General features: G+C 73.6%; 21 protein-coding genes. 10 read left to right on the forward strand and 11 right to left on the reverse strand.

Annotated elements, in window-relative coordinates:
- Nucleotides 1-482: 482 nt before the first annotated feature.
- Both MXD60_RS00225 and MXD60_RS00230 read right to left on the reverse strand, forming a co-directional pair.
- Nucleotides 483-1,055 (reverse strand): methylated-DNA--[protein]-cysteine S-methyltransferase, encoded by a 573-nt coding sequence (locus tag MXD60_RS00225; protein WP_248816614.1) that lies wholly within the window; start codon nucleotides 1,053-1,055, stop codon nucleotides 483-485.
- 30 nt (nucleotides 1,056-1,085) lie between these two features.
- A complete protein-coding gene (locus MXD60_RS00230; protein ID WP_248816615.1) occupies nucleotides 1,086-1,376 on the reverse strand; it encodes a hypothetical protein in 291 nt (96 codons plus the stop codon).
- A 148-nt stretch (nucleotides 1,377-1,524) separates the two neighbouring features.
- On the opposite strand from MXD60_RS00230, the gene MXD60_RS00235 reads away from it, so the two are divergent.
- A complete protein-coding gene (locus tag MXD60_RS00235; protein ID WP_248816616.1) occupies nucleotides 1,525-2,430 on the forward strand; it encodes a hypothetical protein in 906 nt (301 codons plus the stop codon).
- 856 nt (nucleotides 2,431-3,286) lie between these two features.
- Nucleotides 3,287-3,691, forward strand: coding sequence for an ATP-binding protein (locus tag MXD60_RS00240; protein WP_248816617.1), 405 nt, complete (start codon nucleotides 3,287-3,289; stop codon nucleotides 3,689-3,691).
- On the opposite strand, the gene MXD60_RS00245 is transcribed toward MXD60_RS00240, so the two are convergent.
- The 4 genes from MXD60_RS00245 to MXD60_RS00260 all read right to left on the reverse strand — a co-directional run bounded on the left by MXD60_RS00245 (nucleotide 3,625) and on the right by MXD60_RS00260 (nucleotide 7,883).
- Nucleotides 3,625-4,977: a PP2C family protein-serine/threonine phosphatase gene (locus tag MXD60_RS00245; protein ID WP_248816618.1), complete on the reverse strand. Its 1,353-nt coding sequence runs from the start codon at nucleotides 4,975-4,977 to the stop codon at nucleotides 3,625-3,627. The genes MXD60_RS00240 and MXD60_RS00245 overlap by 67 nt on opposite strands.
- Nucleotides 4,978-5,506: 529 nt before the next feature.
- Nucleotides 5,507-5,785: a hypothetical protein gene (locus tag MXD60_RS00250; protein ID WP_248816619.1), complete on the reverse strand. Its 279-nt coding sequence runs from the start codon at nucleotides 5,783-5,785 to the stop codon at nucleotides 5,507-5,509.
- Nucleotides 5,786-6,430: 645 nt separating this feature from the next.
- Nucleotides 6,431-7,267, reverse strand: a complete 837-nt coding sequence (locus MXD60_RS00255; RefSeq protein ID WP_248816620.1) for an SDR family NAD(P)-dependent oxidoreductase — start codon at nucleotides 7,265-7,267, stop codon at nucleotides 6,431-6,433.
- A gap of 313 nt (nucleotides 7,268-7,580) precedes the next feature.
- A complete protein-coding gene (locus tag MXD60_RS00260; RefSeq protein ID WP_248816621.1) occupies nucleotides 7,581-7,883 on the reverse strand; it encodes a hypothetical protein in 303 nt (100 codons plus the stop codon).
- A gap of 191 nt (nucleotides 7,884-8,074) precedes the next feature.
- On the opposite strand from MXD60_RS00260, the gene MXD60_RS00265 reads away from it, so the two are divergent.
- Together MXD60_RS00265 and MXD60_RS00270 are read left to right on the forward strand one after the other, a co-directional pair.
- Nucleotides 8,075-8,800: an ankyrin repeat domain-containing protein gene (locus MXD60_RS00265; protein WP_248816622.1), complete on the forward strand. Its 726-nt coding sequence runs from the start codon at nucleotides 8,075-8,077 to the stop codon at nucleotides 8,798-8,800.
- Between the two features lie 51 nt (nucleotides 8,801-8,851).
- Nucleotides 8,852-9,082 (forward strand): hypothetical protein, encoded by a 231-nt coding sequence (locus MXD60_RS00270; protein ID WP_248816623.1) that lies wholly within the window; start codon nucleotides 8,852-8,854, stop codon nucleotides 9,080-9,082.
- Here the strand turns inward: MXD60_RS00270 and MXD60_RS00275 are convergent.
- Entirely contained in the window at nucleotides 9,066-9,941 is an 876-nt protein-coding gene (locus MXD60_RS00275; RefSeq protein ID WP_248816624.1) for a GNAT family N-acetyltransferase, read from the reverse strand. The two genes, MXD60_RS00270 and MXD60_RS00275, sit on opposite strands and share 17 nt — an antisense overlap.
- Nucleotides 9,942-10,080: 139 nt before the next feature.
- On the opposite strand from MXD60_RS00275, the gene MXD60_RS00280 reads away from it, so the two are divergent.
- Both MXD60_RS00280 and MXD60_RS00285 read left to right on the forward strand, forming a co-directional pair.
- A complete protein-coding gene (locus tag MXD60_RS00280; RefSeq protein WP_248816625.1) occupies nucleotides 10,081-10,746 on the forward strand; it encodes an RNA polymerase sigma factor in 666 nt (221 codons plus the stop codon).
- On the forward strand, nucleotides 10,743-11,003 hold the full coding sequence (locus MXD60_RS00285; RefSeq protein ID WP_248816626.1) for a zf-HC2 domain-containing protein: 261 nt from the start codon (nucleotides 10,743-10,745) through the stop codon (nucleotides 11,001-11,003). The genes MXD60_RS00280 and MXD60_RS00285 overlap by 4 nt, the downstream gene beginning before the upstream one ends.
- Nucleotides 11,004-11,010: 7 nt before the next feature.
- Here MXD60_RS00285 and MXD60_RS00290 read toward each other — a convergent pair whose 3' ends face one another.
- Nucleotides 11,011-12,573 (reverse strand): glycosyltransferase 87 family protein, encoded by a 1,563-nt coding sequence (locus tag MXD60_RS00290; protein ID WP_248816627.1) that lies wholly within the window; start codon nucleotides 12,571-12,573, stop codon nucleotides 11,011-11,013.
- A gap of 113 nt (nucleotides 12,574-12,686) precedes the next feature.
- On the opposite strand from MXD60_RS00290, the gene MXD60_RS00295 reads away from it, so the two are divergent.
- Together MXD60_RS00295 and MXD60_RS00300 are read left to right on the forward strand one after the other, a co-directional pair.
- On the forward strand, nucleotides 12,687-13,886 hold the full coding sequence (locus MXD60_RS00295) for a molybdopterin-dependent oxidoreductase (RefSeq protein ID WP_248816628.1): 1,200 nt from the start codon (nucleotides 12,687-12,689) through the stop codon (nucleotides 13,884-13,886).
- Nucleotides 13,883-14,341, forward strand: a complete 459-nt coding sequence (locus MXD60_RS00300) for a hypothetical protein (protein ID WP_248816629.1) — start codon at nucleotides 13,883-13,885, stop codon at nucleotides 14,339-14,341. The genes MXD60_RS00295 and MXD60_RS00300 overlap by 4 nt, the downstream gene beginning before the upstream one ends.
- Nucleotides 14,342-14,544: 203 nt before the next feature.
- On the opposite strand, the gene MXD60_RS00305 is transcribed toward MXD60_RS00300, so the two are convergent.
- The 3 genes from MXD60_RS00305 to MXD60_RS00315 are packed head-to-tail and all read right to left on the reverse strand — an operon-like array spanning nucleotide 14,545 to nucleotide 16,825.
- Nucleotides 14,545-15,447, reverse strand: coding sequence for a methyltransferase domain-containing protein (locus tag MXD60_RS00305; RefSeq protein WP_248816631.1), 903 nt, complete (start codon nucleotides 15,445-15,447; stop codon nucleotides 14,545-14,547).
- The gene (locus tag MXD60_RS00310) at nucleotides 15,444-16,178 is read right to left on the reverse strand and encodes a TIGR04282 family arsenosugar biosynthesis glycosyltransferase (protein WP_518467081.1); all 735 of its coding nucleotides are present in this window, start codon (nucleotides 16,176-16,178) and stop codon (nucleotides 15,444-15,446) included. The genes MXD60_RS00305 and MXD60_RS00310 overlap by 4 nt, the downstream gene beginning before the upstream one ends.
- Nucleotides 16,175-16,825: a glycosyltransferase family 2 protein gene (locus MXD60_RS00315; protein ID WP_248816759.1), complete on the reverse strand. Its 651-nt coding sequence runs from the start codon at nucleotides 16,823-16,825 to the stop codon at nucleotides 16,175-16,177. The genes MXD60_RS00310 and MXD60_RS00315 overlap by 4 nt, the downstream gene beginning before the upstream one ends.
- Nucleotides 16,826-17,011: 186 nt before the next feature.
- Between MXD60_RS00315 and MXD60_RS00320 the strand changes: the two genes are divergently transcribed.
- Nucleotides 17,012-17,695 carry a response regulator gene (locus tag MXD60_RS00320; protein WP_248816632.1) on the forward strand — a complete coding sequence of 228 codons (684 nt, stop codon included), beginning with the start codon at nucleotides 17,012-17,014 and terminating at the stop codon, nucleotides 17,693-17,695.
- On the forward strand, nucleotides 17,692-18,879 hold the full coding sequence (locus tag MXD60_RS00325) for a sensor histidine kinase (protein ID WP_248816633.1): 1,188 nt from the start codon (nucleotides 17,692-17,694) through the stop codon (nucleotides 18,877-18,879). The genes MXD60_RS00320 and MXD60_RS00325 overlap by 4 nt, the downstream gene beginning before the upstream one ends.
- The last annotated feature ends 40 nt before the right edge of the window (nucleotides 18,880-18,919 follow it).

Below are 18,919 nucleotides of genomic sequence, written 5' to 3' on the forward strand. Positions count from 1 at the left end.
GACTACTACGCGGGGCTCGCGGCCGAGTTCACCTTCACCGACACCCGGGCCGGCATGCTCGGCCCCGTGGTGGTGCGCCGCCAGTCAAGCTCGGCCCGGCGCTGCTGGCCGGCTGCACGGTGGTGCTCACGTGGTCCCGGCCGACCGGGCGGCCAGCGAGTACCTCGTCACCCACCCGGGCGTCGACTTCACCGACGTCGACCCGAGCATGCGCATCGCCCAAGGGTAGATCTTCGGCCTGGTGCTGACCGTACTCCCCTACGACGCCGTCGACATCGCCAACGACACCCCCTACGGACTGTCCGGGTCGGCAACGTCAACGTCAACACCTTCATCCTCGACAACGTCGCGCCGTCCGGGCTCCGACCCGGTGGGTGGAGCGGGCTGTCCGGCGACCGATCCGCGCTGCCGTGTGGCCTGGCGGGGGAGTCGCCGGGCGCGGCTGACCCGCGGCACCGGCATCCGCGCCGATTGCGGCCGGGTCAGAACAGGGTCGGCGGCGGGGGTGCGATCGCGCCCTCGATCACGAGCATGCGGCGCTTCGTCTCGATGCCGCCGGGGGCCGAGAATCCGTGCATCGCGCCGCCGGCGGCCAGCACCCGGTGGCACGGCACGACGATCGGCACCGGGTTACGGCCCAGCGCCTGCCCGACCGCCTGCGCCGCGCCCGGCATCCCGAGCCGGGCCGCGACCTCGCCGTAGGTGAGCGTGCCTCCGGGCGGGATCGACCGGGTGACCTCGTAGACCCGCCGGTGGAACTCGGGCGCGCCGCTCAGGTCGACGCGCACGTCGGCCAGGTCGTCCGGCACTCCGTCGAGCAGCTCGACCATCCGGGCGATCGCCACCGCCACCTCGGCCGGCCGCGAGTCGTCGCCACCGTCCGTGATCTCAGGGCCGGTGGCGTGCGCGCGGGTGGCGAGGTAGCGGCGGAGCAGGGCGCGGGTCGCCGCGTCGCTGGCGGCGGGCAGCGCGACGGCGACCAGCCCGGCGTCACTCCATGCGACACCGCAGCGGCCGACCGCCGTGTCGAACAGCGTCATCCCCGTTTCCGCCATGGCCTCATCGTGCCCGAGGGGTCCGACAGTTCACGGGAGAGCCGGCCGCGGTGGCGCGGGGGCCGATCCCGCCGCGTCCTTCAGGGCAGGCGTCTGCGCGACGAAGGCGTCCAGGCGTTCCCAGAGCAGGCGGCGGGTGGGCGCGAAGGTGTGCATGTGCGCCATCCGCCGCGGCCGGAACACGGCCACGTCCCGCGCCGCGATGAACGCGGCGGCCTCGGTGAGCAGCGGACGGGTGACGTCGCGCTCCCCGGACGCCAGCAGGACGGGCACGTCGACGGCGGCGACCTCGGCGGCGGCCAGCGGTGCCAGTTCCTCCACCCAGTGGAACGCCCACGGCCAGTCGATGTCGGACAGGTCGTCGGCCCTCCCGCGGGTGCCATCCGGCGCGGGGCCGGCGCGTGGCGAGGAGCAGAGTTGGACCGGTGGCAGTGGAGGAAATCGGTCCTGAGGCCGGCGGCGGCGCGCGGTGAGCCCGGGACATGCCGTCGCGCTGGCGTTCGCGCTCGTCGCCGCCCTGGGCTACGGCGCCGCCTCGATCGCGCAGGCCGAAGGCGCCCGCCGCGCGTCGGACACGCTGCGGGCGCTGCGTCATCCGCTGTACCTGGCCGGCCTCGGCGGCGACGCGCTGGCCTGGCTCGCGTCCCTCGTCGCGCTGCGGACCCTGGCCGTCTACCAGGTGCAGGCCATCCTCGCCGGGTCCCTCGCCGTCACCGTCATCGGCGCCCGGGTCGTCCTGGCCGCGCGGGTCCGCCGCCGCGACGTCGTGGCTATCGCGGTCACCGTTCTCGCGCTGACGGTCGTGGCGGCCGCGGCCGGGCCGCAGGACCAGGTCCACCCGTCCGCGGCGCTGCGGTACGGCCTGGCCGCGGCGGCGGTCCTCGTGGCGGCCGGTGGATGGCTCACCACCCGGGCCGGTTCACGACCGGCCACCGGGACGCCGCCGTCGCGAGCCGCCCGCGGGCCGGTCGGGCTGCCCGCCGCGGCTGCGGCACTGGCCGGGCTGGCCTACGGGGGCACCGCGGTGTGTGCCCGCGCCCTGCCGACGCCGACCGGTGGCCTGCACGATGCGCCCGCGCTGGTCGGCTCCCTCGCCGCGGATCCGCTCACCTGGGCGTTGGCCGCGTTCGGGATCACCGGAACGCTGCTGTACGCGCACGCGTTGCAGCACGGCCAGGTCGGTCCGGTGACGGCCGTGCTGTGGATCGTCGAGGTCCTCGCACCGTCCGCCGTCGGCGTCGCCGTCCTGTCCGACACGGTCCGGCCCGGCTGGATGCCCTACGCGCTGTGCGCCGTCCTGGCGACCACCGCCGCGGCCGCGGTCCTCGCCACCGCCCCCGCCACGGCGGCCGCCACCGCGGAAGGCCCTCGATGACGCGGCGGCCGCCGGCGCGGGACGCCGAGCTTGCAGGTCTTCGGCCATGGCGCCGGGCCGCTTCACGTCCATGCGGACGACCTCTCGGAAGCCGCCCTCGATCGCTGGCTCGCCTGGCGGCATGATTGCCAGCGAGGTGCCGCGGCAGGTCATGTCCCTGTCCGCCTTCGCGTCGAACCCGCTTGACCTGCTTCGCGATGTAGTGGCCGGCTGTCTCCTCGGCCGAGGCGGGTGACCGAAGGCTCGAAGCGCGCCGAGTGCGCCCTCGGCCACTGTGATCCCTGGGGGCCGTTCGCGATCAGGTCGAGCTGCTGGCCTTTGTGCTGACAGAGGATGCGACTGCCTACTGATGGCTACCCGGCGGATTCTCGCTGTTGAGTGGTGTGTGTGTCCGTGAGCGGACAGAGAAGTTGGGGAATGGCCGGGATTGGGGTGGCTGCGGGCGGGTAGTCCGAAGTCATCGGCATCGTCAACGGCGGGACGGCACACATGGGCAAAAGTTCTTGGCCTGTACCTGGTGTCGTCATCGAAAAAGTTTTCCGGGGCGGTGGGGGGCGGTGGGCCGGCCGGACGTTGCCGGCGCGGTCGAGACAGGCGACATGCTGCACGTTGACCAGCCGGAAGGCGCGGCTTTCCGCGCGAATTCGCTGAATTCGCATCCATGCGCTCGGCCTGGCATCCGTTGTGGGCGGTCGTCGGCGGTTGCCGGAGGGCGCGTAGCATACCGGGCCCGTCGGTGAAAATCTAGGGAGGACGGATTGACTCTCTCCGTCAAACGTCCGGCCGGCCGCCACCTTCCCGTCTTCCTGGGCGAGCGTGCCCGCTGGTCGGCCAGTCGTTTCCTGCGATTCCGCTCATGGTGACCGAGGAGACCGAGGAGTTCAGGATCGGCCCGGACACCAGGGCCGTGAGTGACATGCGGCGTGCTGTGCACCGGATGTGCTGCGACGCGAAGCTGTCCGCCGATGTCTGCGACACCGCCGTCCTGTTGACCAGCGAGACGTTGACCAACGCCATCGTGCACGGCGGCACCGCCGCGCACCTGGTCGTCCGGACGTCATCGGACGGTGTGCGGGTCGAGGTCACGGATGGCAGCAGGCTCCCGCCCGTCGACACCCCCGCGGAAACCGACGCGACGCACGGCCGGGGCGTGGGCCTGATCGACGCCCTGGCGACCCGGTGGGGCGTCCGGCGTCATCCGCCCGGAAAAACGGTGTGGTTCGAGATCGCGCCGGAATCCCGGCCGCGCCGAGTCGCCTGACCCAGCCGGTCGGCAATCGGCGGGTGGACCGGCGGGCGCCTTTCTCGCCGCCCGGTCCAACCGGTCGGGACGTGCAGGATGAGCAGGGCGGTGTCGTCGCTCGCGTGACCCTCGGTGAAGTTCAGGACGGCGGTTTCCAGTGCCTGCGCGAGATGGGCGGCGCCCTGGCCGCCGTCGGCCCGCACGATCTGGCGGAGCCGGTCGTCGCCGAAGAACTCCCGCGTGCGCGGCTGCCGGGCCTCGGTGACGCCGTCGGTGAAAAGCAGCAGACTGTCGCCGGGTTTCAGGGCGAAACGGGTGTCGGTCAGGCTGGGCACCGCCATGATGCCGAGCGCGGTTCCCGGTTCGCCCAGTGAGGTGACGGTGCCGTCGGCGCGGCGCAGCAGCGGCGGTTCATGGCCGCCGAGGGCGAGATTCCCGTGAACCGAACCATCGCCCCGCGGGGGATGCAACACCGCGTAGATCGCGGTGAGGAAGCGGTGGTCGTCGGGTCGCTGCGTCGCCAGTGCATCGTTGAGGTGCGCGAGGACCTGCGCGGGTGACCGTTGCCAGGTGGCGGCGGCGCGGATCGTGTAGCGCGCCAGGGCGGTCACCTTCGCCGCGTCGAGTCCCTTCCCGCAGACATCGCCCAGGGCGACGCCCCACAGCCGATCGTGATGCGGGAACAGATCGTAGAAATCGCCGACGACGTCGGTCCCGACCGCCGTGGCCGGCAGGTAGCGGGCGGCGACCTCGAGGCCGGCGACGTCCGGCAGCAGCGGCGGCAGGAGACTGTCCTGCAGCGTGCGGGCGAGCGCGACGGCCTGCGCCGTGCTGGTCTGGGCCCGGCGGGCGGTCTCGCGCAGCGCCACCTCGCTGGACGCGGCCTTCGCCAGCCCGGAGATCGTGAGGATGTCCCGGTCGGTCCACTGCCGGACGTGGCTGTCCACCGCGCAGAACGTGCCGAGGATCAACCCGTCCGGCGAATGGATCGGGAACCCGATCCACGCGCCGATCCCCATCGACTCCACCGACGGGTTGTCCCTGGTGCGGGGGTCGGTGGCGGCGTCCGTCACGATCAGCTCGGTGCCAGACTCGATGACGTACTGACAGAAGCTCTCGCCCACGGCGTTCTGCCGGTCGGCCGGATCGGTCGCGTCGATGCCGATGCAGCTCTTCCAGAACGACCGCCGGTCGTCGACGACGGTGACGAACGCCCACGGGGTCTCCAGCAGCGTCGCGGCCAGCCGGGCAAGGTTGTCGAACGGCTCCTCGGCCGGCGTGTCCAGCAGACCCGTCGCCCGCACCGCCGCGAGCCTTCGGGGGTCGACCACACCGGGCCGCGGCACAACCCGCTTCCCCGAGGTCACAACGTCTATAGCCGGCATTCTAGGCCGAGTGCCCAGCCCGAGGTCTGCAAACCGCACCCACTCCGCGCGGACAGCATGATCACGATCTCCGGGGCGCTCGCGGTCCGGAGAAAGTGATCAGACCGGGGCGGGATGACCGTCCGCGTCAACGATCGAGAGCCGGACGCCCAGCGGCGTCGCCAGCCTCACAAGGGTGCGCCGACGTGACGGCGTTCCAGCTCGATCCGTCCGCCTACGCTCCGTGGACCAGCACGATCGTCGGTTGAGTCACGATTCTCCCTCGCGGTCGTCAGCGCCCGGCCGGCCAGACGGTACGCGGTCCAGCCGGCCGGGAGATGACACCTGGCCAACGCGCGCGTGCGGGAGGGCCAGGGTGGCTCACCCGATCCCGACCTCGATGACCGCGCCCGCCCCGGTCGGGGCGCGGGCCGCGGCCAGCCGCCAGCGGTCAGCGTCGCCCGCGATGTCAGGATGGTACGCGCACCGCGAAGACCTGTTCGTGGTCGGCGGGCGTCCACATCCAGCCGGCGCCCAGGCGTGAATCCATCTTCTCGGTCGCGTTCACCGGGAGCGGCTTGTCGGAGTTGGTCATTCCCCACCGCTGTGCGATCACTTGGGCCTCGGCACGCGCGGCAGAAACGGCTTCCTGCTCCTCCGCATACATTCCGATGATCCTGAGCGCCGGTTCCTCGATGATGCCGCATTCGATGCAGCCGACCTTGCAGACAAGCCAGTTGACGTTCACAGGAGTTTCCCTCCGCAGGGTCCGCGGACGCCCGCCGCGACCCTGCGGCATACGGCGCCTCACCAGATGCTCGGTCAACTCCCTGACGGCTCCGCCTCGGCCCGCCGGCCGAATCCGTCGCCCACCGCGTCGATCCTAGCTCGCCGTGCCCTCTCGTCCCCGGGCGTTGGATCAGGGGCGAATGAGGACTTTGCAGGATTCCCGGTCGGCGATCGCCTGATAGCCGGCCGGGGTGTCGTCGGGGCAGACCGTCGGCACGCATCGGTGCCCGATGGGGTCACACGTCGTCGACTCTGGTGCGGCTGGGCCGGTTCGGGGAGTGCCTGCCCTTCCAGGTAACGGCAGTACCTCCTCCGGCCCGGTGGCTGTGCCTGCCGTGGACGAGTGGTGGTGAAGGAGGGTCGGACCTGTCTGGGGCTCGAGTTCTTCGGGATATGCCACGGGGAATCCGTCGAAGTGAGCTGGCAGGCCTTCCAGCGCGACCTCCGAACCTTCCCCGAGGAGTGCGGCGGCGTGCGGTACATCCGCGATCAGGGGGCGGACAGCCTGCTCGTGGAACCGTCGAGAGAGATCACGACCGGCCACGGCGCTGATCCTGGGGATGTACGAATGGGGAGGGGTGCTCCTTCGCCGTGGCCCGGGCGGTCAGCCGGCGAGGCCGGCGCGGTCGATGAGGTCGAGGCTGCGTGTCCAGAGGGCGGTCCGGACCTGCTTGTCGAAGGCCTGGGCGTTGGGAGCGGCTTCGCGGGTCCGGTCGTAGAAACGGCCGGTGGTGCCGGCGAGATCGGGGCTGAGGGCGAGGCGGTGGGTGGCGGCGACGCCGACGTCGAGGCTGTCGACATGCCGGCCGATCTCCGCGAGCACGATCTTGGTGGGCATGTAGGTACCGGGATGCAGGCTGTTGACGGTGATCTCAGCCGCGGGCAGCTGCCCGGCCAGCTCGAAGCCGGACATGATCTGGGCGAGCTTGCTCTGGCCGTAGGCGCGGCCGCCGTTGTAGCCGCGCTCGATCATCAGGTCGTCGAAGTCCAACGGATGCTGGCCGAGGGAGGCGACGTTGACGACGCGCGCCGGAGCGGACCGGCGCAGCAGGGGGAGCAGGCCGAGGGTGAGCAGGAAGCCGGCCAGGTAGTTGACGGCGAACCGCAGCTCGTAGCCGTCGACGCTGGCCTGGCGGGTGCGCCCGTCGGGCGCGCCGGTGCCGATGCCGGCGTTGCTGACGAGCACATCGAGCCGGTCGGTCGCCTGCTGCACGTCGTCGGCGAGCCGGCGTACCTGGGCCAGTTCGGCCAGGTCCGCCTGCACCGTCCGGGGCCGCGGGACGCTGTGGGCGGTCTGGATCTCGTCGGCGGCGCGGGCGAGCCTGTCGGGATCCCGGCCGTGCAGGATCAGGGTGGTGCCCTCGCTGGCGAGGCGGTGCGCGAGCGCGCGACCGAGGCCGTCGGTGGCGCCGGTGATCAGGACGGTTCGCTGGTCGGTCATGCGCTTTCCTCTCCCCGTGAAGCGGGCGTTGTATCGGGTGGCGGCAGAGCCTTGCGGTCTGATCGCCGGCGTAGCCGGCTGAACCAGCCCGCGGTCGCGACCGCTTCGCCGATTCCGCCGCCGGCCAGCAGCGCGCCGGCCGCTCCCAGCAGCCGGTCGCCACACTCCTTGCACAGCCGACGACCGGTCACGGAGACGGTCGGCTGCCCAGACCTGCGATTCCCGCACTCGTCACACGTGAAGGCGTTGATGGCAGGTCCTCCGATCCGTGCTCACCGGACGTCGACGTCGGCCGCCCGCTGGCCGCGTTCCTCTAGCCGTCGGCCGCCGTGGCGGGAACCCCGCGGTCAGGGCTGGCCGGCGCCCTGGGGTCGGTCTTGCGGGCGATCCATCCGATGATCTGGTCGATCGGGATGAAGAACTCGTTCAGGGCCGCCGCGCCGTCGTACTCGATCGAGGCGAGCTGGTCAGCGACCAGGCACTGTCGGAGGACTCCCTGGTCGAACTCGATGATCTCGATCCGGGCGTTGCGTATCTCGCACCAGTCACCGTTCGCGGGGAGGACCGAGCGGACGCGGGTGATGTCGATCTGACGTTGCTGGATGGGTGCGGCCATGGTCGGGTGCCTCCTGGTGGACGGGTCGGGCGGGGTCCTCGACGTCAGGCCCGAACATGCGATCGATCGCACCCATCCAAATCATCCCACCTGGCGCGGGGTCCTGCCCTCCTCCGGACCCGCCGGGTAGTAACGGATCCGCGTGCGGCTGACCGGTTCCAGGATTCGGGCGGTGGTGAGAGAGTGCCAGCGTGGGGGCTCCCGAACCTGACGGCACCGCGATCGAGCTGGGCGTGGCCGTTCGCGGTGGTGACGTCGACGCCGTCGTCCGGATCATCGCCGCTGCGCCGGAACTCGTCGCGGCGCCGCTCGGTGGCCCGTTCAAAAGTCGTACCGCGCTGCATGTCGTGACCGACTGGCCCGGTTACTTCCCGAACGGTCCCGAGATCGTCCGGCTGCTGCTGGCCGCCGGCGCCGACCCCGACGGCCGCAGCCCCGGCGAGGAGACCCCGCTGCACTTTGCGGCCAGCAGCGACGACGCCGACGTCGCCGCAGCCCTGATCGACGGCGGCGCCGACCTCGAAATCCCCGGAGGTTCCATCGGCACCCCGCTCGACAACGCCATCGGTTACGCCTGCTGGCATGTCGCCGCCCTGCTGGTGGCCCGCGGCGCCCGGATCGACAAGCTGTGGCACGCCGCCGCGCTCGGCCAGCTCGATCGTCTCCGCGAGCTGCTCGACACCACCGACCCCGCCGCGCAGGACGTGTCGCAGGCGTTCTGGCACGCCTGCAGCGCCGGGCAGCGCCGCGCGGCCGAACAGCTCCTCGCCGCCGGTGCCGAGCTCCACTGGGTGCCCGACCACGCCGAAGGCACCCCGCTCGACGCCGCGCGCAACCCCGGCACCCGCCGAGAAATCCTGATCGGTTGGCTCGTGGAGCAGGGAGCACCCGGGGTGGGGACGGATCCGGGTCAGTAGCGGGGGAACGGGGCCCACTGCCGGATGGCGAACGAGTCGCCGCGGTGTTCGATGAGCCGGGCGAAGAAACTCGACCGGGCCCGCGAGGACCTGGCCCGGCTGCGCCGCGGAAGCCTCCGCCTCCTCGAACAGGGCACGCAGTTCCTGGCGCGGCCCGTCGTGCGGCTGGATACGTGGTTCGTCCGCCGCGAGAATCGTTTCGGCAGTCATGTCCAGTCCTTTGGTGAAGCCGAACGGGTCGGGTCGGAGATCAGGTGTGCCGCATTCAGGGCTGCTTTGTGAGGACGGCGCGGGTGTAGAGCAGGTCGAAGCCCTGGCGCTGCACGTTCTGCTGGGACCTCGAGCCGGGCTGGGTCGTGACGACGGCGATGTCGCAGCCGGCCGCCGTGGCGTCGACGAACCGGGCGGCGACCAGCGCGCTCTGGATGCCGCGGCGGCGGTGCGCGGGTACCGTCGCCGCGCCGCCGAACTGGGCGACGCCGTCGCTGATCCGCAGGCTGCCGCCGCCGGCGAGGACGCCGTCGCGCAGCGCGGAGTAGCGCCGGACGCCGCTCGCCCCGGCCAGGTCGCGCATCGCCCCCAGCAGGACGTCCCGTGGGAACTCCTCGTGCGAGGGCAGTCCCTGGGTGTCCGGCTGGGCGACGCCGTCCGCCATGACGTCGAGCCACGCGTCGAACTCGTCCTCGCGGCTGGCCCGGATCGTCACGCCGGCCGGGGTGACCTCGCGGTGCTCGCCGGTGAGCGCGCAGCCGAGCACGTTCTCGAACGAGACGAGCCGGTAGCCGCGCTCGGTGAGGAACACGCCGATCTCAGGGTCGACCAGGTGGGCGAGCTCGATCTGGACTCCGACGCCGTGCGCGGCGAACGCACGCTCGACCTCGTCGAGCTCGGCGGCGTTCGGCCCGCCGCCGAACCCGAGGCCCGCGACCTTGTTCATGGGCGAGTCGTGCTCGGCGAAGCTCGCGACGCCGCCCGCGATCGGGATCACGAAACCCGCCGCGTCGCCGCGTCGACGGCGGGTGGCCGCACTCGCCTCGGCGATCAGGCGGACCTCGGCCTGTTCGATGCGGGCAGCGAGGTCGACGTCGCAGAACAGCGGGGTCCGGCGGGTGGTCTCAAGGGTCGGGCTGACAGCGCTCATGGTGGTCAGTCAGCCGAACCTCGCCCGGCGTTACACCGCGACCTTGTCGCCCAGGCGACAGACCGGGCCCGCCGGCGGGACGGCCAGACGTCCGACGCGATGGGACGGCGACGGGGCCGGCGCCGCCTAGGCTGGATCGGTGGAGGGCCGACAGACCGCGCCGGTGAGGTCGGCACCGGGCGAGGCGGACGCCGGGCTCGTCCAGGCGCTGCGCGGGGGCGACGAGGCGGCGTTTGCCGCGCTGGTGGCGCGGATGACGCCCGCGATGCTGGCGGTCGCGGCCGAGCACGTTCCGAGCCGGGCGGTGGCCGAGGAGGTCGTGCAGGAGACCTGGCTGGCCGTGCTGACCGGGCTGGACCGGTTCGAGGGTCGATCGAGCCTGCGGACCTGGGTGTTCGCCATCCTGTTCAACGTCGCCAGAAGCCGGGGCGCGCGGGAGGGCCGCACCATCCCGTTCAGCAGCGCCTTCCCGCCGGACGACGCCGGCCCGGTGGTCGACCCGGCCCGGTTCCGCGGACGCGGCGAGGAGTGGTCCGGCCACTGGGCGAGCCCGCCCCGCAGCTGGGACCTGCCCGAATCCGCGCTGCTGTCCCGCGAGGTGCGGGTCCTGCTCCGGGCGGCGCTGGACGCCCTGCCGCCCCGTCAGCGGGCGGTCGTGCACCTTCGCGACGTCCAGGGACTGGCCGCGGAGGCGGTCTGCGCGCTGCTCGACCTCGAACCCGGCAACCAGCGGGTGCTGCTGCACCGCGGCCGGGCCAGGCTCCGCCAGGTGTTGGAGGACTACGTGGATGAGGCGCGCGGGTGACCCGGGGCCAGGACATGAACTGTGACGAGCTCGTCGAGGTCGTCACCGACTTTCTCGACGACGCGCTGGACGCGGCGACGCGCCGTCGTTTCACCGAGCACCTCGAGGAGTGCGACGGCTGCGACGCCTACGTCGGGCAGCTGCGAACGACGGTCGGTCTCACCGGCATGCTGCGGGAGGACGACCTGCGGCCCGACATGCGCGATCGGCTGCTCGCGGCGTTCCGGGACTGGAAGGCGGACACGCCGCCCCGGTGAGGCGCGGTCAGCTCACCGACGGCCGCAGCCGGGGAGTTCCGACCCGGCGGACGACCGTGCCGGCGAGCACGATGAGCGCCGCGACCGCGTAGGCGGTGACCCGCAGCGTCCAGGCGTCGCCGGGCACCTCGGTGAACAGCGAGATGTACAGCGGGTAGGCGGCCGCGGCCACGGCCAGCCATTCCAGCCGGCCGGCGACGATGGCGAGGGTGGCCAGCAGGATGCCGTACCAGGGCTGGGCGGGCGTGGCCGTCAGGAACGCGGCGCCGACGAGCCACAGCGCGGCCCGTTCCGGCGGCACCCGGTGCGGATCGCAGCGCAGCACCGCGACCGTGACCGCGGCGAGCGCACCGACCGCGACGGCCTTCGCGGCGGTTCCGTGCAGGCCGACACCGGCGAGCAGGAGGAACCGGCTGCCCTGGTCGTAGCCCTCGACGTTGAGGTACTGCGGGAGGAAGCCGATCACGGCGGTGCCCACCGCGAGGACATGCGGAAGGTAGGTCAGTCCGACGACCGCGCCGGCCGCGCACAGCAGGCTGACGGGTCGGTATCGCCGCCCCCGTCCGATCATCGCCGGGACGAGCAGCGCCGGGTAGAGCTTGACCGCGACGGCCGCGCCGAGCAGCGCCCCGGCCAGCCACACCCGCCTGCGGGTCGGCGCCGCCGGTCTCGCCGCTTCCGCCGCTTCCGCCGGTGCCGCCGCTTCCGCCGGTTCTGGCGTCCGCGCGGGTTTTGAGGTCTCCGCGCCGGCCGATCGCGGTCCACGCGGGTGGGGTGTCCTCAGCGCGGCGAGGGCGCCGAGGACGAGCAGCGCGCCGAGGACGTCGACGTGCGCGTCGGAGCCGGCGTCGATGCCGGCGAGCGGCGTCAGGACGTAGAAGGCGGCCAGGCGCGGGTCCCGGCCGCGTGACCGCAGCGCCGCCATGAGGCCGCCGACCAGGGCCAGTGAGCCAAGGGAGGCGTAAAGCTGCAGTTTGTGCTCGCGGGGCGGACCGGGCAGCAGGTGCACCGCGGTGAAGTATGCCTGGGCGACCGGCGGGTAGATGGTGTGCGCCCGCGGATAGTTCAGCCGGGTGCAGTGGGGGAGAGGGTCCTCGGCGGTGCAGCCGGCCGAGTTGGGGAACAGCCACTCGTCGCGCTGGCCGTCGAGTTCGGGGGCGAGCGGGCCGTAGCGGTAGGGGTCGATACCGGCGGCCTGCACCCGGCCGTCCCAGGCGTAGCGATAGAGGTCGTCGGACAGCCGCGGGCCGCCGGTGAGGGCAACGGCGTGGATCGCGACGGTGGCGCCGAGGAGCAGCCCGACCGCCAGCCGGCGGGGCGCGGCGAACACCAGCAGGGCAGCGGTGATCATGCCGAGGGCCCACCAGAGCATGGTCAGCCAGAGCAGGGCGGGCCGGCTGACCAGGTAACCCGGCTGCTGCCGCACCGCCACCTCGGTGACGAGCACGCCCGCGAGTCCGACGGCGGCCGCGACCAGCGCGGCCGGGCGCCATCCGGGCGACCGGGCCGGCGCCCCGGCCGTCGGCGTGGCAGGCCCCCGGTTCTCGAGGGCGGTCAGTGCGGTCGGCATGCTGCGAGACTGGCACCGGTTTCGGCCGGTGCGGTGCTGACGGGCCGGAGCTTCTCCGTTCCGTAAGGCTTCGCGACCGCCTGCGCGGGCGGCGGCGGACCTACGGTGCGTGGGTGCGCCTGCTGACGAGACGACTGCCGCATCCGCCCGCGGTCCTGCGGCGGGGTCCGCTGCGCGAGGGCGCGTTCCCAAGCCGACTGCATGATCCGCGGGTGGCCGCGCTGCTCGGCATGTGGCTCGGGGTCACGTTCGGGGTGTGCTTCCTGACGGGGCTGGTGTCCCATTTCATGCAGCACCCGCCGTCATGGCTGGAGTGGCCGGCCCGGCCGACCTGGTTTTACCGGGCGACGCAGGGGCTGCATGTCGCCACCGGGCTCGCGAGCGTTCCGCTGCTGCTGGCGAAGCTGTGGACGGTCTATCCGCGGCTGTGGGAATGGCCGCCGGTGCGCACGGCCGCGCACGCGCTGGAGCGGCTGACGATCGTGCCGCTCATCGCGGGCTCGATCTTCCAGCTCGCCACCGGGATCGCGAACATCGCCCAGTGGTACCGCTTCCGGTTCTTCTTCACCGTCACGCACTACTGGGTCGCCTGGATCACCATCGGCGCGCTGCTGATGCACATCGCGGCGAAGCTGGCGATCGTGCGGGCGAACGTCGGTTCCGGCCGGGCCGGCCGCGCGGAGCTGACCGACCGGCTCAGCGAACCGGAACCGGAGGGGGCCGGCCTGTCCCGGCGCGGATTCGGGATCGCCGTCGGCACCGCCGCCGGTGTGATCACGCTGACCAGCGCCGGCCAGTTCGCGCCCGGGCTGGCCTCGCTCGACCTGCTCGGGCCACGCCGACCGGACATCGGGCCGCAGGGACTGCCCGTCAACCGGACGGCCGTCGCGGCTCGGGTCCTCACGGTCGCCCGGGATCCGGGCTACCGCCTGGAGGTCGTCGGCCCGCGCCGGTTCGTCCTCACCCTCGACGAGCTGCGGGCCTTCGAGCACCACACGTCGAAACTGCCGATCACCTGCGTCGAGGGCTGGGCCGCCGACGCGACCTGGCGCGGTCCCCGGCTGCGGGACCTGCTCGACGCCGCCGGTGTCCCGAGCGGGGCCACCGTGCGGGTCGAGTCGCTGGAGGCACGCGGCGGCTACCGCACCAGCGAGGTGAACCCGTCGCACGCCCGGGACCCGCTGACGCTGCTCGCCACCGGCCTGAACGGCGCCGACCTCGACCTCGACCATGGCTTCCCGGCCCGGCTCATCGCGCCGAACCGTCCCGGGGTGCTGCAGACCAAGTGGGTGCATCGGGTGGTGATGGTGTGAGGACGATCGGGTTCATCGCCGTTCGGGTCCTGCTCGGGGCCGCCGGCCTCGCCGCTCTCGGGTACGGCGTCGATGGGCTGCTGACCATGACCCGGGCGACGCACCCGCCGCAGGCCGCACGCTGGCTGGTCGGCGGCTTCCTGGTGCACGACTTCGTCGCCGTGCCGGCCGTGGCCGTCGTCGGGCTGGTGCTCACCCGGTTCGTCCGGGCGCCGTACCGGGCGGTGGTGCAGGGGGCGCTGCTGGTCAGCGCGACGGTGGCGCTGTCCTCGCTGCCGCTGTGGCGGGGTTACGGCGGCGCGGCCGACAACCCGTCCGTCGACCCGCTGCCCTACGGCCGGAACCTGGCGATCGTGCTGGGCACCGTCTGGGCCGTCGCGGCGGTGCTCATCGCCGCCCGCGTGGTGCGGGCCCGCCGGGCGCGGGCGCTACCGGCCGTGCCCGACCGTCCCTGATCGCCCCGTGCCCCGCAGAGCAGCCAGCCAGAAGCGCGCCCGGCCCGCTCAGGGGCAGCCGGACCCTTGACCGCTACTCCCCGCAGCGGGGCTGCGTGGCTGCGGAGCTTTGTGGTCGTTTGGTATGGATAAAACGGGCGTCGAACCATACAGAACGACAACCGTGGTCCCTCTGAACCGCAGCGGCCCCTGGTTGACGTCGCTCACCGTGACCTTTGAGCCCACCGGCCGGCAGCGGGCGGCAGGGAGCCAGGCGCACCTGACCGGCCAACCAGGCCCCAGCACACACAGAGACGACTCGCCCACCAGCAAGATCGCCCGGACAGGACCTGGCGGCGGCGCCGGGCCAGGGCCAGCGCGGCGAACCGCCGGCCGTGGCCACCCCACAGCTCCGCGAGCTCAAGCCCGGCGGCGGTGGCGTGGTCGTGGATGTTCGCGGGGCCGACGAACGACCAGGGGAAGGGCCTCGACACCCGCCCGTCCGCGCCTTCCAGACGGACCAGTAGCGGGCCGGGCGGCGCCGGGTCGGGTTCCAGCTCGACGAGGACCCGCCCGGCCGGGCCGAGCAGCGCGGCGGCGCGGGTCAGCAGCCGGGTGGGATCGCCGCCGATGCCGATGTTGCCGTCGGCGAGCACCAGCGTCGACCAGCGTCCCTGGCCCGGCAGCGGGTCGAACACGTCGCGGCACAGCGCGGTGGCGCCGGCCCGGCGCGCGAGGCGCACCGCGAACGGCGCCACGTCGATGCCGAGCGACGGCACCCCGCCGGCCGCGAGGGCAGCGGCCAGCCGGCCCGGGCCGCACCCGATGTCGAGCGTGGGCCCGGCGCAGCGGCGCAGCAGGGAGACATCACCCGGGGCCAGGCCGCCGCGCCAGCAGTGCACCGGCAACCGGTCGCGCCGGCCATCCGGGTGGCGCACCCACAGTCGGCCGTCGACGGAGCGCAGCGCCGCCTCGTAGACCGCGGTCGGCGAGGGCTGCGTGGTCGGCGAGGGCTGCGTGGCCGGAAGGGGCTGCGTGGCTGATGGCGGCTGCGCGGCCGGTGAGGGCGCGACGCCCGGGATCGGGGGAGGCGCGGTCGTCCAGCCCGGGGCCGCGGTGGTCGTCATCGCGCTGCCCGTGGACTGGCTGCGACCGGCGCCGATCCTTCGGCCCGGATGGCCCGCACGGCGGCGGCGAACCGTCCGCGGGGGGCGAGCCGCGCCACGGCGTCGGCGTCGGCGGGGGTGTCGACGTCGCGCAGCCTCGGCAGGATCGAGACGCGCAGGCCGGCCTGGGCCAGGCGGTCTCGCTGCCGGGCTCCGGTGTCCGGCCGCGACGTGGGGATGCCGCGCAGCAGGCGGCCGTCGGGGCGGCGCAGGCCAAGGGCCCACCATCCGCCGTCGGCGGCGGGCCCGAACACGGCGTCGGTGTCGGTGTCGGTGTCGACGTCGGTGAGCGCGTGGCAGGCGTTCGCGAGCAGGGCCGTGGTGACCTGCGGGGTGTCCATGCCGATGAGCAGCGCGGGACCCGTGACGGCGTCGAAGGCGGCGCCGAGCCGCGTCTCGAACGGGCCCGCGACCTGCGGGATCACCTCGATCGGGACACGCAGCCACGGGCCGACGGCGCCGTCGAGGACGAGGACGGCGCGGACCGGGCCGAGGTCGGGCTGCCGGGCCGACCGGGTCAGTCGGGTGACGGCTGCGAGGGTGTCCGCGATGGCCGCCTCGGCGACGGCCGCGGCCTGCGCGGGCGTGAAGGGGGGCGTGAGCCGGGTCTTCACCCGGCCGGGGACGGGCTCCTTCGCCATCACCAGCAGCGTCACTGCGGGCGCCGGCTCCGGGGGCTGGGGGCCGGTCACCGCAGGCTCGCGAGGGCGGCCGTCATGTCCCGCACGGTGCGGGCCGTGCCGAGCGGGGTTCCGGTGACCTTCGACCGGCCGGTCCGCTGGTGGTAGTCGACGTCGATCTCGGCGATGCGCCAGCCCGCCTGCGCGGCGCGCAGCAGCAGTTCCAGCGGGTAGCCGAAGCGGCGGTCGGTGATCGGCAGGCGTAGCAGCTCCGCGCGTCGCGCGGCCCGCATCGGCCCGATGTCGTGGACCGGCACGCCGCGGCGGCGCAGCCGCTGGGCGACGACGGCGTTGCCGAGGCGGGCATGCGGCGGCCAGGCCCGCGCGGACGTCGGCCGGCGGCGGCCCAGCGCGAGGTGGGCACCGTTGGCCAGCGCGGCGACGAGCGCGGGAAGCTGCGCGGGGTCCAGCGAGGCGTCGGCGTCGCAGACGCAGACGATGTCGGCGTCGGCCGCGAGCAGTCCGGCCTGCACGGCCGCGCCGTAACCGCGCTGCGGGACGTCGACGACGACGGCGCCGCGCTCGCGGGCGATCTCGGCCGAGCCGTCGCGCGAACCGTTGTCGGCGACGACGGCGCGATAGCCGGGTGGCATCCGGTCGAGGACCCAGGGCAGCGCCTCGGCCTCGTCCAGGCAGGGGAGCACGACGTCCACCGACATCGCATCCTGACGTTGCGTAACCATGATCGCGACTCTAGTGACGATCCGCAACATCGACCCTTACCAAACGAGGAAATCGGGCCAGCAGGCGATCATCATCCGGGCGGACCGCCCGGTCTGCTTACGAATCGGTGACGGACCGCCCGTCGCGGGCCGCAGCGTCCACAGGCGACCTATGGTGGCCAGATGCCCCGCGTCCTCGTGGTCGACGACGACCCCACCGTCGCCGAGGTCGTCGACCGGTACCTGCGCAACGCCGGCTTCGACGTCGACCGGGCCGCGGACGGCCCCGCCGCGCTGCGCGCGGCCGAGGCCGACGCCCCCGACCTCGTCGTCCTGGACCTCATGCTCCCCGGGCTCGACGGCATCGAGGTCTGCCGCCGCCTGCGGGAACGGACCCCCGTCCCGGTGATCATGCTGTCGGCCCGCGGGGAGGAGACCGACCGCATCGCCGGGCTCGAATGCGGCGCGGACGACTACGTCACCAAGCCGTTCTCACCCCGGGAGCTGACCCTGCGGGTGCAGTCGGTGCTGCGCCGCGCCGGCGAGCAGTCGTCGGCCGGCTCCGGGGTCCTGCACGCCGGCCCGCTCGTCGTCGACGCGGACGCCCGCACCGCCACCCGCGACGGCGCCGGGCTGGCCCTCACCGTCCGCGAGTTCGACCTGCTCGTCCACCTGCTGCGCCATCCCGGCCAGGCGCTGACCCGGGCCGCGCTGCTCGAACAGGTCTGGGGCTGGACGTACGGCGACCAGTCGACCGTCACCGTGCACATCCGCCGCCTCCGGGAGAAGATCGAGGACGACCCGACGGCCCCGCGGCTGCTCGTCACCGTGTGGGGCGTCGGCTACCGCTACGACCCGCCGGCATGAGCGACACCCTGCAGGTCATCGCCATCGCGCTGGCCTGCTCCGCGGCCGCCGCGCTGACCGGCGTCCCGCTGCTGCGCCTGCTGCGCGCCCGGCCACTGTGGACGACGGCGGGCGTGCTGTGCGTCGTCCCGATCCTCGCGGTCGCGGCCGGCGTCGTCGGGACCGCCCACGCCATGTTCCTCTCGCAGCACGACCTGCGGGTCGTGCTGATCGTCGTCGTCGTCTCCGCGGTGGTGGCGACGGTTGCCGCGATGCGGCTCGGCCGGCCGGTCGTCACCGCCACCGGCGCGTTGACCCGCGCCGCGGACACCCTCGGGGCGCCGTTCTACCGCGCCGCCGGGCGGCTTCCGACCGCCGAGCTGACCGCCCTCGCGGACACGCTCGACGCGACCCACGTGCGCCTGGTCGAGTCGCGCGACCGCGAACGCGCGCTGGAGGCGAGCCGGCGCGAACTGGTCGCCTGGATCAGCCACGACCTGCGCACCCCGCTCGCCGGCATCCGGGCGACCGCCGAGGCGCTCACCGACGGCCTGGTCGCGGATCCGGTGACCATGCAGCGTTACCACCGGCAGATGCTCGCCGACGCCGAACGGCTGACCGGCATGGTCGACGACCTGTTCGAGCTCGCCCGCCTCCAGTCCGGCGCGCTCGAACTGGCGCTGGAGCGGGTCAGCCTCGCCGACGTCGTGTCCGACGCCGTCGCCACCGTCAGCCCGATCGCCCGGGCCCGCAGGGTCGTCGTCACCGGCAGCGCCGACGCGGCCGTCCAGGTCGAGGCGGACGCCACCCAGGTCGGCCGGGCGTTGACGAACCTGCTGGTCAACGCGATCCGCCACACCCCCGACGACGGCACGGTCGACGTCCAGGTCGGGTGGGCGGACGCCGCCGGCGCACCCGGCGGCGGTGGGACGGCCCGGCCGCGGGACAGCCACGCGATCGTCGCGGTCGCCGACCGCTGCGGCGGCATTCCCGCCGAGGACCTGCCCCGGCTGTTCGACCTCGGTTTCCGCGGCGGGTCCGCGCGCACCCCCGGCCAGGACGGTGACCATCCCCATCAGCCGCGGGTGCGTTCCGGCATCGGGCTGGCCATCGTCCGCGGCATCGTGGAGGCCCACGGCGGTGAGGTCACCGTGCACAACCAGGACGGCGGCTGCCGCTTCGTCGTCGCGCTCCCCGCCGCCTGACGCCGCCGCCTGGCCCGCAGCCCGACCCCGCCGCCCGACC

Source organism: Frankia sp. AgB32 (genome assembly GCF_023243045.1).
Lineage (GTDB): Bacteria > Actinomycetota > Actinomycetes > Frankiales > Frankiaceae > Frankia.

Coding starts and splice junctions, on each gene's coding strand:
- MXD60_RS00225 (WP_248816614.1), bottom strand. CDS start 1,055: ATGGCGGAAACGGGGATGACGCTGTTCGACACGGCGGTCGGCCGCTGC.
- MXD60_RS00240 (WP_248816617.1), top strand. CDS start 3,287: ATGGTGACCGAGGAGACCGAGGAGTTCAGGATCGGCCCGGACACCAGG.
- MXD60_RS00255 (WP_248816620.1), bottom strand. CDS start 7,267: ATGACCGACCAGCGAACCGTCCTGATCACCGGCGCCACCGACGGCCTC.
- MXD60_RS00260 (WP_248816621.1), bottom strand. CDS start 7,883: ATGGCCGCACCCATCCAGCAACGTCAGATCGACATCACCCGCGTCCGC.
- MXD60_RS00270 (WP_248816623.1), top strand. CDS start 8,852: ATGAGCCGGGCGAAGAAACTCGACCGGGCCCGCGAGGACCTGGCCCGG.
- MXD60_RS00275 (WP_248816624.1), bottom strand. CDS start 9,941: ATGAGCGCTGTCAGCCCGACCCTTGAGACCACCCGCCGGACCCCGCTG.
- MXD60_RS00290 (WP_248816627.1), bottom strand. CDS start 12,573: ATGCCGACCGCACTGACCGCCCTCGAGAACCGGGGGCCTGCCACGCCG.
- MXD60_RS00305 (WP_248816631.1), bottom strand. CDS start 15,447: ATGACGACCACCGCGGCCCCGGGCTGGACGACCGCGCCTCCCCCGATC.
- MXD60_RS00315 (WP_248816759.1), bottom strand. CDS start 16,825: ATGTCGGTGGACGTCGTGCTCCCCTGCCTGGACGAGGCCGAGGCGCTG.
- MXD60_RS00320 (WP_248816632.1), top strand. CDS start 17,012: ATGCCCCGCGTCCTCGTGGTCGACGACGACCCCACCGTCGCCGAGGTC.
- MXD60_RS00325 (WP_248816633.1), top strand. CDS start 17,692: ATGAGCGACACCCTGCAGGTCATCGCCATCGCGCTGGCCTGCTCCGCG.